We start from the raw sequence: 12,968 nt of genomic DNA, 5'->3' as shown, positions 1-12,968 counted from the left end.
CCGTCCCGCCCCGGTGTGGCACGATTTCGCAGGTGACCAGCAAACCCGCCGAGACACAGCGTCTGAGCGACCTCGCCCGGCTGCGGCGCGTCCGCGACCGGATCGACCGGGAGTTCGCGCAGCCCCTGGACGTCGAGGCGCTCGCGCGGGGCGTGAACATGTCCGGCGGACACCTCAGCCGGGAGTTCCGGCGCGCCTACGGAGAGTCGCCGTACTCCTACCTCATGACCCGCCGCATCGAGCGCGCGATGGCCCTGCTGCGCCGCGGGGACCTCAGCGTCACCGAGGTCTGCTTCGAGGTGGGCTGCTCGTCCCTGGGCACCTTCAGCACCCGCTTCACCGAGCTCGTGGGCATGCCGCCCAGCACCTACCGGCGCCTCGCGGCCGACGGGACGGACGGCATTCCGTCGTGCGTGGCCAAACAGGTGACCCGGCCGGTCAGGAATCGAGAAGCGCGGCCGCCGAGCCCGGACTAGCGTGACCGCCATGGACATCAGGACCCCCGCGGGCACAGAGCCGCACGCCGCCGACACTCACGAGATGATCCGGGTGCACGGAGCGCGCGAGAACAACCTCAAGGACGTCAGCGTCGAGATCCCCAAGCGCCGGCTGACGGTGTTCACCGGCGTCTCCGGCTCGGGCAAGAGCTCCCTGGTGTTCGACACGATCGCCGCCGAGTCACAGCGGCTGATCAACGAGACGTACAGCGCCTTCGTGCAGGGCTTCATGCCGACCCAGGCACGGCCCGAGGTCGACGTACTGGACGGACTGACCACCGCGATCAGCGTCGACCAGCAGCGGATGGGCGGCGACCCCCGCTCCACGGTCGGCACCGCCACCGACGCCAACGCGATGCTGCGGATCCTCTTCAGCCGGCTCGGCGAGCCGCACATCGGCCCGCCCAGCGCGTACTCCTTCAACACCGCCTCGGTCAGCGCGAGCGGGGGGATCAGGGTCGACCGCGGCGCCGACAGAACCAAGACCGTGAAGGCGACCTTCTCCCGCACCGGCGGCATGTGCACGCGCTGCGAGGGCCGCGGCAAGGTCTCCGACATCGACCTCACCCAGCTCTACGACGACTCCAAGTCGATCTCCGAGGGCGCGTTCACCATCCCCGGCTGGAAGTCGGACAACGTGTGGACCGTCGGGATCTACGCCGAGTCGGGCTTCCTCGACCCGAACAAGCCGATCCGCAGGTTCACCAAGAAGGAGATGCACGACTTCCTCTACCGCGAGCCGACCAAGGTGAAGGTCAACGGCGTCAACCTCACCTACGAAGGCCTCATCCCCAAGATCCAGAAGTCGTTCCTGTCCAAGGACAAGGAGGCGATGCAGCCGCACATCCGGGCCTTCGTGGAGCGGGCGGTCACCTTCACGACGTGCCCCGAGTGCGACGGCACCCGGCTGACCGAGGCGGCCCGCTCGTCGAAGATCCAGAAGGTCAGCATCGCCGACGCCTGCGCCATGGAGATCAGGGACCTGGCCGAGTGGGTCCGCGGACTGTCCGAGCCGTCGGTGGCGCCGCTGCTCACCGCCCTGCAGGGCACGCTCGACTCGTTCGTGGAGATCGGCCTCGGCTACCTCTCGCTCGACCGTCCGGCCGGCACGCTGTCGGGCGGCGAGGCGCAGCGCGTCAAGATGATCCGCCACCTCGGCTCCTCGCTCACCGATGTCACCTACGTCTTCGACGAGCCCACCATCGGCCTCCACCCGCACGACATCCAGCGGATGAACAATCTGCTGCTGCGGCTGCGCGACAAGGGCAACACGGTGCTCGTCGTGGAGCACAAGCCGGAGACGATCGCGATCGCCGACCACGTCGTCGACCTCGGCCCCGGCGCCGGCACGGCCGGCGGCACCGTCTGCTTCGAGGGCACCGTCGAGGGGCTGCGGGCCGCGGACACCGTCACCGGCCGGCATCTCGACGACCGGGCCGCCCTCAAGGAGACTGTCCGCGAGTCCACCGGCGCCCTGGAGATCCGCGGCGCGACGGCGAACAACCTGAAGGACGTCGACGTCGACATCCCGCTCGGCGTGCTCACCGTCGTCACCGGTGTCGCCGGCTCCGGCAAGAGCTCCCTGCTGCACGGCTCGATACCCGGCGACGAAGGTGTCGTCTCCGTCGACCAGAGCCCCATCAAGGGGTCGCGGCGCAGCAACCCCGCGACGTACACCGGACTGCTCGACCCGATCCGCAAGGCCTTCGCGAAGGTCAACGGGGTCAAGCCGGCGCTGTTCAGCGCCAACTCCGAGGGCGCCTGCCCCACCTGCAACGGCGCCGGTGTCATCTACACCGACCTGGGGATGATGGCCGGCACCGCCACCACCTGCGAGGACTGCGAGGGCAGGCGGTTCCAGTCCTCGGTGCTGGAGTACCGCCTCGGCGGCCGTGACATCAGCGAGGTGCTCGCGATGTCGGTGACCGAGGCCGAGGAGTTCTTCGCCGACGGCGAGGCACGCACCCCGGCCGCGCACCGGATCCTGGAACGCCTCGCCGACGTCGGGCTCGGCTACCTCAGCCTCGGCCAGCCGCTGACCACTCTGTCCGGCGGCGAGCGGCAGCGGCTCAAGCTGGCGACGCACATGGGCGACAAGGGCGGCGTCTACATCCTCGACGAGCCCACCACCGGCCTCCACCTCGCCGACGTCGAGCAGTTGCTCGGCCTGCTCGACCGGCTGGTGGACTCCGGCAAGTCGGTCGTCGTCATCGAACACCACCAGGCGGTCATGGCCCACGCCGACTGGATCATCGACCTCGGCCCCGGCGCGGGCCACGACGGCGGCCGGATCGTCTTCGAGGGCACGCCCGCCGACCTCGTGGCCGCCCGCTCCACCCTGACCGGCGAACACCTCGCGGCGTACGTCGGCGCCTGACGGGCGCAGCCGCGACCGGGGTGGCGAAACCGCCCTGCCGGGATCGGTGAAGGAGCGCCTTCGGATCCCGCAGGGCGTGCCACAGGCCGGCCACGAGCGACAGCACCACCACCGAGAAGCACACCCGGAACACGAACCCGGCCCCCGGCGCGGGCTCGTAGGTGGTGCCGTCCTCCCACCGGCAGTAGGCCCGCGGCGGGAACGCCGTGGACCCGCCGGACACCTCGCCGGAGCCGAGGACGCCCTCGCGCATCGGCTCGGCGGGACACGGAGCGGTCTCCGGGAAGAGGACCGCGTGCCGGGAGCCTCGACGGTGCCGCCCAGCTCGCGGACGCTCGCGACCGCGGAGTCCAGGTCAGCCGACCCGGAAGAAGAGGGCGGGGGAGGCGCCCTCGTCGCCGCCGTGCAGGCCACCGGGTACGCCGCCGGTGGTGACGGAGAAGCCGCGTCCCGTGGGCCCGGGTGCGAAGGCCCAGCCGAAGCGGGCACCGTGGAGGGCGCGCCCCCGCTCGGCATCGGCCACCCCGATCTCGAAGAAGGCCGGCTCGCCCGGATTCCGGTTCCGGTCCGCGGTCATGGCATGTCCCTCCAGCAGATGTGCGCACGGGAGCACGGCCCCCGCTCGAGAACCGCCCTCACCCTGTGCGCCGGGCGAGGAGCAGCGCCACGTCGTCCTCCAACTCCCGGCGCACGGAGCGCAGCAGCAGATCGCAGGTGTCCTCCAGGGGCAGCCGGATCCCGTCCAGCAGTCCCAGCACGTCCCGCAGCCCGGCGTCCACGGGTGCTTCGCGGCTCTCCACCAGGCCGTCCGTGAACAGCGCGAGCAGCGCCCCCTCGGGCAGGTCGCGCTCCTCGGCGGCGAAGGGCACGCCGCCCACCCCGAGCGGCACCCCGTCGGCGACGTCGAGGAGTGTGGCTCGTCCGTCCGGGTCCACCAGGACCGGCGGCAGATGCCCCGCCCGGGCGATCTCGCACCGGCCGTGCCGCGGGTCGCAGACGACGTACAGGCACGTGGCCAGAGAGTCGGCGTCGCCGAGCGAGGCGGCGATGCCGTCGAGATGGTGCAGCAGCTCCGCGGGCGGCAGGTCGAGCCGGGCGAAAGCGCGGGTGGCCGTGCGGAGCTGGCCCATGATCGCGGCGGCGCGCACGCCCTTGCCCATCACGTCGCCGACCACCAGCCCGACCCTGCCGCCCTTCAGCGGCAGCACGTCGAACCAGTCCCCGCCCACCTCGCTCACCGCGGGCAGGTAGCGCGAGGCGACCTCCAGGCCGTCGAGGTGCGGTGGCCGCTGCGGGAGCAGGCTGCGCTGGAGGGTGAGCGCGGTGGTGCGCTCGAGCCCGTAGAGCCGGGCGTTGTCGATGCACAGGGCGGCCCGGGTGGCCAGCTCGGTGGCGAGGGTGAGGTCCTGGTCGTCGAACGGCCGGGGATTGGCCGTACGGCACAGGCTGAGCGTGCCCAGCACCTCACCGCGGGCCGTCAGGGGAACGGCCAGGTACGAGTGGACCCCGGCCCGCCGCAGCGTCTCGACGGCCGAGGTGTCCCGGGCGATCCGGCGTACCGCCACGTCGTCCACCCGGGCCACCAGGATCGGCCGGGCCTCCCGTACGCACTGGGCGATCAGCCGGGACGAACCGTACGACGCCCGCTCGCCGACCGGGTCCGCGGCCTTGATCGCGTCGGTGGGGGAGCTCGCCTTCACGGCGAGCGCCCGGAAGTCCGGGGAACCGCCGATCCGCCGCCCGCCGTCCCGGCCGGAGTCGACCACCGAGTCCAGGACGTCGACGGCCGCGAGGTCCGCCAGCTGCGGAACGGCCACGTCCGCGAGTTCGGCCGCGGTCTGCCGCAGGTCCAGCGTGGTGCCGATGCGCACGCTCGCGTCGGCGATCACCGCCAGGCGCTCGCGCGCCGTCGCGATCTCGACCGCCGCCCGCTGCCGCTCGGAGACGTCGAGCACCGAGATCGCCAGGCCCAGCACCCCGCCGCCCGCGTCCTCGAGCCGGTGGTACGACTCCGAGTAGACGTGGTCCTCGCTGTCGGCGGGCGTCCGGCCGACCGTCTGCTGGTCGAGCAGCGGCTCACCGGTCCGCAGGACCTGCCGCATCCGTGACTCGATGGCCGCCACGTCGAGCGCCGGCAGCACCTCGCCGACCCGGCGGCCCAGCACGGCCTCCTCGGGTACGCCGTTGATTCGCTCCAGGGACGGATTGACCCGCACCCACCGCAGCTCCGGGTCGAACACCGCGATGCCCACCGGCGACTGGCGCACCAGGAGGTGGGACAGGGCCAGGTCCCGTTCGACGTTGCGCACGGTCTCGGCGTCGGTGCCCAGACCCAGGGCGTGGACCTCGCCGCTCGCGTCGCGCAGCGGCATGGTGCGGAACTCCACCCGGCGGGTCGAGCCGTCCTTGTGCCGCACCGGGAAGACACCCGCCCAGCGGGCGCCCGTACGGACCCGGTCGAACAGTTCGTGCGCCCTGCCCCGGTTCTCCGGAGCGACCAGCAGCGCGCCCGCGTCCCGGCCCAGCGCCTCGGCGGTGGAGAAGCCGAGCAGCAACTCGGCCTCGGGACTCCACAGCACGATCCGGCCGTCGGCGCCGAGAACCAGGGCGGCGACCTGCAGCACATCGAGCAGACCGCCGGGCGCGGCGGTCACGCCGTCCTGCCGGAGGTCCCCGGTCCGGGTCTCTCGCTCAGCCATACCGGCCGCTCCTCCCGGCGGCAGCGGGGAACCACCCCGGGCCCTCGTACGGGCCTTCCTGTCAGTCATACCTCTCCTCGCAGGACATCGCACGCCACGGGGGCGGCGGCTGCGGACCACCCGCGCGCGAACGCCCCGGCGTGCCCGGACGTCACACGGGAGATCAGGCGGGCGATCCTTCGGCCCCTCCGACGGCGTGACCGTCCTGCCCGTCCCGGGTGGCGAGACGGCCGTCCTCGGCAGCCGCACCACCGCCCTCGCCAAGGCGAAGACGCTCATGACCCCCTACATGAGGCGTCAGCTCGGCTGCACCGCGGTCTGACATCGCCCCGCCCTCGCCGGGAACGAACGGGTCGGCGGCGGTGCCCGGTGCGCCCGGCGGGTCGCGGCCATGGCCCCCGGGCTGCGCGCCGCGCCCCGGTACGGCCCGGCGCGGGCCGTCCTGCGGCGAGTGGGTGGTCGACGGCGGCGGTCCGGGCCCACCCCTCCGCCCCCCCGTGCCGGGAGTGAACCGGTCGGCGGCGGTCCGGTGCGCCGCAACCCTCGCACCGTCTCCGCTCGGGTGACGAACCCGCGATCGCGTGACGTCGCGCCGGAGCCGGCCACCCCTGCCGTACCGGCCGCTCAGGAACGCGCCGACGTCGTGGAGTCTCCGTAGTCACCCGCGACCGCGCGCGCGAGCCGCCGGTGCAGGAGGTCCCGCGCCTGGCGTCGGACACACGACGGCCGGCGCGGGAGGAAGGGTTCCCTCCCGCGCCGGCCGGTCGGGGGGAGGTCAGCGGGTCGCGCCCCAGCTGTGGGCGACGTCCAGCACGAGGTGGCCGTCCAGCGGCAGCACCCGGAACGGCAGCCGGGCCCGCACCCCGAGCCCGAACTGCGTCTGGCCCTCGAAGCTGCCGGCGTACCGGGTGTCCCGGAAGGTGGTGTAGCCGGTGATGTTGACGCCCGGCAACGGCTGGGCCACCCGGCCCGGGTAGGTCTGCGTGCCGGTCTCGGGGTCGTAGGCGGGCGCGTTGACCCGCACCTCGAGGATGGCTCCGCCGCCGACCGGGATCGGGCGGCCCGACCCGTCCTGGTGCAGCTCGTCGACGTAGCCGATGAAGTAGCCGATCTGGTCGGCGGGGGCTCCGGGCACGTCGATGACGAAGCGGTCGAAGCAGTCGTGGCGCCCGGTGCGCACGTTCTCCACCGGGTTCGCCGTCATGGAGAAGTCGTTCTTGTCGATGCTGCCCCAGCCGGTGGGACAGGCCGTGATCCGCGGGGCGGCGGCCGGAGCGGCCTGGGCCGGGATCGCGGCGGCTCCCAGTGTCACGGTCATGAGGGCGGCGGCCGCCCATACGGTTCCGGTTCGTGCCATGGTGTCCCCCGCGTAGTCCGAGTGGTGCGAGTGGGCTGATACCAGGTGGGACACCTGTACGGCCGCGATGGTTGCACGGTTCCTGGCCGAAAAGCGGCCGTGACGCCCGTATTGCACGGGTCGCTCCGGTCCTCCGCGCGCCCGTGGTGCGCGGGTCGCCACGCCCGCGGTCAGCCGGCGTGCAGTTGGTACACGTTGAACGCCCGCCGGATGACCGGCTGCGCCACGTTCCGCACGCGCACCCCGCCGGCCGTCATCCCGTGCTCGGTGCCCGCGTGGGCGTGGCCGTGCACGGAGAGGTCGGCGCCCGCCGTGTCGATGGCCTCGGCCAGCAGGTAACTGCCGAGGAACGGGTAGATCTCCGGCGGCTCGCCGGCGAGCGTGTCGGCGACGGGGGAGAAGTGGGTGAGGGCGACCCGCAGCTCGCAGCCGTCGCGGCGCAGCCCGTCCAGGGCGCCGTGCAGGGCGTCGGCGCAGCGGCGGGTGTAGCGCACGAACTCCTTCATCAGCGGCTCGCCGAACTCCCCGGCGCTGCGCCCGACGAATCCGCCGCCGAAGCCCTTGGTGCCGGCGACGCCGACGCGCGTGCCGCCGCACTCCACGACCGTGCCCTCGCCCTCCAGGACCGTCACGCCGGCCTCCTGGAGGATCTCGGTCACCTTCTCCGGCTGTTCGTCGTGGTGGTCGTGGTTGCCGAGCACCGCGACCACCGGCACCGGCAGCCCCCGCACTTCCTGGGCCACGACACGGGCCTCCTCCGGCGTGCCGTGCCGGGTGAGATCGCCCGCGAGGAGCAGCAGGTCGGCACAGTCGGGCAGGGTGTCGAACGCGGGCCGCAGCAGACCCTGGCTGTCGGGGCCCATGTGGATGTCCCCGACGGCGGCGACACGGATCATGGCAGGTCCTCCGCATGGTCGGGGGAGGCGGTCTCCGCCACCACGACGTCGGTGTGCACGGACAGTCCGGCCAGTTCCTCGCGGACGGTCCGCAGCAGCGTCTCCCGGCACTCCGCGGACGGCACCGTGCCGGTCACCACGACCGACCCGGCCCGCACTTCCGCCCGCACGCCCAACTCGCCGAGTTCCTCGGCGGCGAGCCGGTCGCGCAGGTGGGCGACGCGGTACTCCACGTTCTCCTCCGGGCCTGCACCGGCGGCATGTCCTGCCCCGGGCTCACTCATGGCCGTTCCTCCCTCGGCCTCGGCGGGATGACCTCCAGTCGTTCCAGGAAGTAGAAGAACGCGTCGGGCATCGGTTCGTCCCCGCAGGCGCGGCGCACCGCCTCCCAGTCGACCCGCTCCCGCAGCGTGCGGGCGATGGGCAGCACCGCCCCGAAGTCGCAGTGGTGCTCGGAGAAGGCGGCCAGCAGGCTGTGCACCAGGTCGGTCGGCGCCAGCACGGGCATGAAGACCGAGTCGACCGACAGCGGCTGCGCTCTGTCCAGCAGCTCCGAGGTGACCGGCTGATGGGCCAGTTCGAAGATCAGGTCGACCTGCTGGCCGAGGCACGTCGACTTCAGCAGCCAGTCCTCCGGGGGCGTGTACACCGGCAGCCCGGCCTCCCGGAGGGTCGCGGCGACGGCGTCGGCGTCCTCGGGGCGGAAGCAGAAGTCGACATCGTGCTGGAGGTTCTGGGTGCCGCCGTGCGCGTACACGGCGACACTGCCCGCGAGGGCGAACGAGTGCCCCTTCCGCTTCAGGATCGAGCCCACCTGCTTGGCGGCCTGGAGGATCGCCTGGTTGCGGTCGAGCGGCAGGTCGTCGGAGAGTACCTCGTTCTGCGGGACGAGATCGGAGTCGCCCGTCGCGAGACGCAGTTCCGCGATTCCCGCGTCACGGTCGAGAGCGTTGTCGTCCGCCTGCGGCGTCATCACTGCCCTTCTTCCTCGTCGGCCCGTCGTCCGCTCGCGCCGGGCGCACCGGCTGGGAAGCACCGTGTACCCGGCGCACCGCCTTCGACACGGCCCCGTTTTGGGCGGGCGGACACCGGCGGCACGGGACTCCGCCCGGCCGACTCGGCTTGCGCGTCCGGGGCACTCGGCCCCCATGAACGGCAAGGACGACACACGGCGCACGGCGGCTGCCGCCGGGACGCGGGAAACCGTCGAGCGGCTGGTCGACGCCTGGTTGGCGGAGACCGAGCGGCACGACCCGGACGCGGCCCGTGAGGCCCGCGCCGGGTGGGAGCGGGGCGGTCTGTCGGCGCGGGCCGCGCAGGATCTGGCCCTGTGGGTCACCGCCCGGGTCACCGACACCGCCTTCAACGAGGACGAGGGTCCCCGTGTCGACGGCCCGGTCCGGATCACCCCGGCGGACAAGGACACCGTCCACCGCTGGCTCACGGAGCAGGGACACACGATCTGACCGGCCCGGCCGGCGCGGGTTCCTGCCCCGCGGCGCCTCGCGGCGCCTGCACCCCTGACCACGGGGACCTGCTCGCACGCCCTGGCCAAGGGGCCCACCCGGGCGGATCGCTCGCTCCGAGCGCCCCGGTGGATCCGTCGCTGCGAGCGCCTGGGCGGATCCCCCGCTCCGAGCGTCCGGGCGGATCACTCGCCCAGGGTGTCCGGGCGGGCGGGGCGGGGGTTGAACACCGGGTGGTAGCTCTCGGGCGGTGCCAGTCGCGGCGTCGTCCGCCGCGTCCACGACCACGTCGACCGCGACGCCGTCCCGCACCAGCGGGCACTCCGGCCGCCGCTCCGACGCGGCCCGGGCGGCGGTCGGGAGCACCCCGGGGAGCAGCGGGGCCAGACCGGCGGCCGTCACCCCCTTGAGGAACGTCTTGCGGGTCCACCACTGCGATGGCTCCTGCGGTGCGGTGTGTGGCATGGGCGGCGCCCCTTTCCCTGCGGAAGGCATGGCATGAGCATGCTAAAAAGCGCTTTCCCGCGTACCGCTCTGGACGACCGCGGTCCGGGCGTCCAGAGCGGTACGCTCCCCACCATGCGCATCTCCGTCTCCTCCGACATGGACGAACCCGTGGCCCGCGCCCTCGTCGCGGAGCTGCGCGGACGCGGGCACGACGTCGTCACCCACGGCGCCCTGCGCCCCGGCGCCGACCCGCAGTGGGCGGTGTGCTCGGAGGCGGCCGCCCGCGACGTGGCCGACGGGACCAGCGCGCAGGCGGTGGTGTGCTGCTGGACCGGCACCGGAGCGTCGATCGCCGCCAACAAGGTGCCCGGCGTGCGCGCGGCCCTGTGCACCGACGCCTACACCGCCGACGGCGCCCGCCGCTGGAACGACGCCAACGTCCTCGCGCTCGGCCTGCGCCTGACCTCGCAGCCGCTGCTCAAGGAGATCCTGGACGCCTGGTTCGGCGCCGAGGCGAGCCAGGACGCCGAGGACCGGGGCAACATCGCGCACGTCGACCGGCTGGACAAGGGCCGGACGGGCACCTGAACGGGTCCGTCGTCCCTGGCGGGTACCCGGCGGCAGGGGGAGGGTGGACCGGTGCGGACCGGCACGCACCTCCCACCGCACCCGACCCGGAAGGGAACCCCAGATGTCCGTCGACCCGCAGCAGGCGTCCGCCCGGCTCACCGACGACGAGCTGAGGACGCTGGACGCCCACTGGCGTGCCGCGAACTACCTGTCCGTCGGACAGATCTACCTCATGGCCAACCCGCTGCTCACCGAGCCGCTTCGCCCGGAGCACGTCAAACCGCGGCTGCTCGGCCACTGGGGCACCGCACCCGGCCTGAACCTGGTGTACACCCACCTCAACCGCGTCATCCGGGCCCGCGACCTGGACGCCCTGTGCGTGTGGGGACCCGGGCACGGCGGACCCGCGGTGCTCGCCAACTCCTGGCTGGAGGGGTCGTACACCGAGACCTATCCGGACGTCACCCGGGACGGGACCGGCATGGCCCGGCTGTTCGGGCAGTTCTCCTTCCCCGGCGGCGTCCCGAGCCACGTCGCCCCCGAGACGCCCGGCTCGATCCACGAAGGCGGCGAACTCGGCTACTCGCTGTCCCACGCCTACGGTGCCGCCTTCGACAACCCCGACCTGCTGGTGGCCTGCGTGATCGGCGACGGCGAGGCGGAGACCGGGCCGCTGGCCGCCTCCTGGCACTCGAACAAGTTCCTCGACCCCGTCCACGACGGCGCCGTCCTGCCCATCCTCCACCTCAACGGCTACAAGATCGCCAACCCGGCCGTCCTCGCCCGCCTGCCCGAGTCCGAACTCGACGATCTGCTGCGCGGCTACGGCCACGAGCCGATCCACGTCACCGGCGACGACCCGACGGCTGTGCACCGCGCCATGGCCGGGGCCCTGGAGGCAGCCCTCGACCGCATCTCCGCCCTCCAGCGCGCCGCACGCGAGGACGGCGTCGGAGAGCGCCCCCGCTGGCCGGTGATCGTGCTGCGCACCCCCAAGGGCTGGACCGGTCCGGGACAGGTGGACGGCCTGCCCGTCGAAGGCACCTGGCGCTCCCACCAGGTGCCGCTGGCAGCCGTCCGCGACAACCCCGAGCACCTGCGGCAGCTGGAGACGTGGCTGCGCTCCTACCGGCCCGGGGAACTCTTCGACGACTGCGGGCGCCCCCGCCCCGACGTGCTGGCCTGCGTCCCCGACGGCACCCGCCGACTCGGCGCCACCCCGCACGCCAACGGCGGTCTCCTGCTGCGCGAACTCCCGCTGCCCGCCCTGGAGCCGTACGCCGTGCCGGTCGACAAGCCCGGCGCGACCCGGCACGAACCCACGGGCGTCCTGGGGGAGTTCCTCGAAGAGGTCATGCGGGCCACCGGCGAGCGGCGCGACTTCCGGCTCGTCGGCCCCGACGAGACCGCCTCCAACCGGCTCCAGGCCGTCTACGGCGCCAGCGGCAAGGCCTGGCAGGCACAGACCCTCCAGGTCGACGAACACCTCGACCGGCACGGCCGGGTGATGGAGATCCTCTCCGAGCACACCTGCCAGGGCTGGCTGGAGGGCTATCTGCTGACCGGGCGGCACGGACTGTTCTCCTGCTACGAGGCGTTCGTGCACATCGTCGACTCGATGGTCAACCAGCACGTCAAGTGGCTGCGCACGACCAGGCGGCTGCCCTGGCGCGCCCCCGTCGCCTCCCTCAACTACCTGCTCACCTCCCACGTGTGGCGCCAGGACCACAACGGCTTCTCCCACCAGGACCCCGGTTTCGTCGACCACATCCTCAACAAGAGCCCGGAGGCCGTCCGTGTCTACCTGCCGCCGGACACCAACACCCTGCTGTCCGTCGCCGACCACGTGCTGCGCAGCCGCGACTACGTCAACGTCGTCGTCGCCGGCAAGCAGCCCTGCTTCGACTGGCTGACCCCGGACCAGGCCCGCGTCCACTGCGCGCGCGGAGCCGGCGTCTGGGAGTGGGCCGGCACCGAGGACGGCACCCGCGAACCGGACGTCGTCCTCGCCTGCGCCGGCGACGTCCCCACCGAGGAGGTGCTGGCCGCCGCCCACCTGCTCCGCCTGCACCTGCCCGAACTGGCCGTGCGGGTCGTCAACGTCGTCGACCTCGCCCGTCTGCTGCCCAGCGGCGAACACCCGCACGGTATGAGCGACTTCGAGTACGACGGCCTGTTCACCGAGGACCGGCCGGTCGTCTTCGCCTACCACGGCTACCCCTGGCTGATCCACCGCCTCGCCTACCGACGCACCGGCCACCGCAACCTGCACGTGCGCGGCTACAAGGAGATCGGCACCACGACCACGCCCTTCGACATGGTCGTCCGCAACGACCTCGACCGCTACCGCCTCGTCATGGACGTCATCGACCGGGTTCCCGGCCTCGCGGTGCGCGCCGCGGCCGTACGGCAGCGGATGGAGGACGTGCGGCTGCGCCACCACGACTGGATCCGGGTCCACGGCACCGACCTGCCCGAGGTCGCCGACTGGACCTGGGACGGCTGACCGCGGCCCGGCAGGGCGCACGGACGGGGCGGACGGCGCAGAAACCGGGGCAGAGGACCGGCGGGCCGTGCGCCCTGTCACGACGTCCCGCCGCGCGCTTACATTGGTCGGCCCAGCCCTGCGGCGCGGAATCCGACGGGGCGAGCCCCACCA

General features: G+C 73.1%; 11 protein-coding genes and 1 pseudogene. 6 read left to right on the top strand and 6 right to left on the bottom strand.

Features of this window, described 5'->3' with window-relative positions; genetic code table 11:
- The first annotated feature begins 32 nt into the window (after positions 1-32).
- Complete coding sequence (locus ACZ4YY_RS18180; protein WP_468290643.1) at positions 33-476, top strand: helix-turn-helix transcriptional regulator; 444 nt, start codon at positions 33-35, stop codon at positions 474-476.
- 10 nt (positions 477-486) lie between these two features.
- Entirely contained in the window at positions 487-2,874 is a 2,388-nt protein-coding gene (locus ACZ4YY_RS18175; protein WP_468290641.1) for an ATP-binding cassette domain-containing protein, read from the top strand.
- Positions 2,875-3,229: 355 nt separating this feature from the next.
- Here ACZ4YY_RS18175 and ACZ4YY_RS18170 read toward each other — a convergent pair whose 3' ends face one another.
- Positions 3,230-3,451, bottom strand: coding sequence for a hypothetical protein (locus tag ACZ4YY_RS18170; RefSeq protein ID WP_468290639.1), 222 nt, complete (start codon positions 3,449-3,451; stop codon positions 3,230-3,232).
- Positions 3,452-3,509: 58 nt separating this feature from the next.
- A complete protein-coding gene (locus ACZ4YY_RS18165; protein ID WP_468290637.1) occupies positions 3,510-5,573 on the bottom strand; it encodes a SpoIIE family protein phosphatase in 2,064 nt (687 codons plus the stop codon).
- 178 nt (positions 5,574-5,751) lie between these two features.
- On the opposite strand from ACZ4YY_RS18165, the pseudogene ACZ4YY_RS18160 reads away from it, so the two are divergent.
- Positions 5,752-5,895: pseudogene (locus ACZ4YY_RS18160) on the top strand (oxidoreductase); the annotation flags it as partial.
- A gap of 453 nt (positions 5,896-6,348) precedes the next feature.
- Here the strand turns inward: ACZ4YY_RS18160 and ACZ4YY_RS18155 are convergent.
- From ACZ4YY_RS18155 to ACZ4YY_RS18140, 4 genes are all read right to left on the bottom strand, one after another.
- Positions 6,349-6,930, bottom strand: a complete 582-nt coding sequence (locus ACZ4YY_RS18155; RefSeq protein WP_468290635.1) for an AMIN-like domain-containing (lipo)protein — start codon at positions 6,928-6,930, stop codon at positions 6,349-6,351.
- A gap of 170 nt (positions 6,931-7,100) precedes the next feature.
- Entirely contained in the window at positions 7,101-7,826 is a 726-nt protein-coding gene (locus ACZ4YY_RS18150) for a metallophosphoesterase family protein (RefSeq protein WP_468290633.1), read from the bottom strand.
- Positions 7,823-8,110 (bottom strand): BON domain-containing protein, encoded by a 288-nt coding sequence (locus ACZ4YY_RS18145; RefSeq protein WP_468290630.1) that lies wholly within the window; start codon positions 8,108-8,110, stop codon positions 7,823-7,825. The genes ACZ4YY_RS18150 and ACZ4YY_RS18145 overlap by 4 nt, the downstream gene beginning before the upstream one ends.
- Complete coding sequence (locus ACZ4YY_RS18140) at positions 8,107-8,799, bottom strand: nucleotidyltransferase domain-containing protein (protein ID WP_468290627.1); 693 nt, start codon at positions 8,797-8,799, stop codon at positions 8,107-8,109. The genes ACZ4YY_RS18145 and ACZ4YY_RS18140 overlap by 4 nt, the downstream gene beginning before the upstream one ends.
- A 175-nt stretch (positions 8,800-8,974) precedes the next feature.
- Here ACZ4YY_RS18140 and ACZ4YY_RS18135 point away from each other — a divergent pair, with 175 nt between their 5' ends.
- The 3 genes from ACZ4YY_RS18135 to ACZ4YY_RS18125 all read left to right on the top strand — a co-directional run bounded on the left by ACZ4YY_RS18135 (position 8,975) and on the right by ACZ4YY_RS18125 (position 12,815).
- Positions 8,975-9,292: a hypothetical protein gene (locus ACZ4YY_RS18135; protein ID WP_468290624.1), complete on the top strand. Its 318-nt coding sequence runs from the start codon at positions 8,975-8,977 to the stop codon at positions 9,290-9,292.
- A 579-nt stretch (positions 9,293-9,871) separates the two neighbouring features.
- On the top strand, positions 9,872-10,327 hold the full coding sequence (locus tag ACZ4YY_RS18130) for an RpiB/LacA/LacB family sugar-phosphate isomerase (RefSeq protein WP_468290621.1): 456 nt from the start codon (positions 9,872-9,874) through the stop codon (positions 10,325-10,327).
- A gap of 103 nt (positions 10,328-10,430) precedes the next feature.
- Positions 10,431-12,815, top strand: a complete 2,385-nt coding sequence (locus ACZ4YY_RS18125; RefSeq protein WP_468290618.1) for a phosphoketolase family protein — start codon at positions 10,431-10,433, stop codon at positions 12,813-12,815.
- Positions 12,816-12,968 lie beyond the last annotated feature (153 nt).

The sequence above is a fragment of the Streptomyces sp. NPDC030143 genome (assembly GCF_055573695.1).
The sequence above is the reverse complement of the archived record's forward strand: the minus strand, read 5'-3'. Positions and strand labels throughout refer to the sequence as shown.

Excerpts from the sequence above, each read along its gene's own strand:
- ACZ4YY_RS18175 (WP_468290641.1), top strand. The coding sequence starts at position 487 with ATGGACATCAGGACCCCCGCGGGCACAGAGCCGCACGCCGCCGACACT.
- ACZ4YY_RS18170 (WP_468290639.1), bottom strand. The coding sequence starts at position 3,451 with ATGACCGCGGACCGGAACCGGAATCCGGGCGAGCCGGCCTTCTTCGAG.
- ACZ4YY_RS18165 (WP_468290637.1), bottom strand. The coding sequence starts at position 5,573 with ATGGCTGAGCGAGAGACCCGGACCGGGGACCTCCGGCAGGACGGCGTG.
- ACZ4YY_RS18155 (WP_468290635.1), bottom strand. The coding sequence starts at position 6,930 with ATGGCACGAACCGGAACCGTATGGGCGGCCGCCGCCCTCATGACCGTG.
- ACZ4YY_RS18150 (WP_468290633.1), bottom strand. The coding sequence starts at position 7,826 with ATGATCCGTGTCGCCGCCGTCGGGGACATCCACATGGGCCCCGACAGC.
- ACZ4YY_RS18145 (WP_468290630.1), bottom strand. The coding sequence starts at position 8,110 with ATGAGTGAGCCCGGGGCAGGACATGCCGCCGGTGCAGGCCCGGAGGAG.
- ACZ4YY_RS18140 (WP_468290627.1), bottom strand. The coding sequence starts at position 8,799 with ATGACGCCGCAGGCGGACGACAACGCTCTCGACCGTGACGCGGGAATC.
- ACZ4YY_RS18135 (WP_468290624.1), top strand. The coding sequence starts at position 8,975 with ATGAACGGCAAGGACGACACACGGCGCACGGCGGCTGCCGCCGGGACG.
- ACZ4YY_RS18130 (WP_468290621.1), top strand. The coding sequence starts at position 9,872 with ATGCGCATCTCCGTCTCCTCCGACATGGACGAACCCGTGGCCCGCGCC.
- ACZ4YY_RS18125 (WP_468290618.1), top strand. The coding sequence starts at position 10,431 with ATGTCCGTCGACCCGCAGCAGGCGTCCGCCCGGCTCACCGACGACGAG.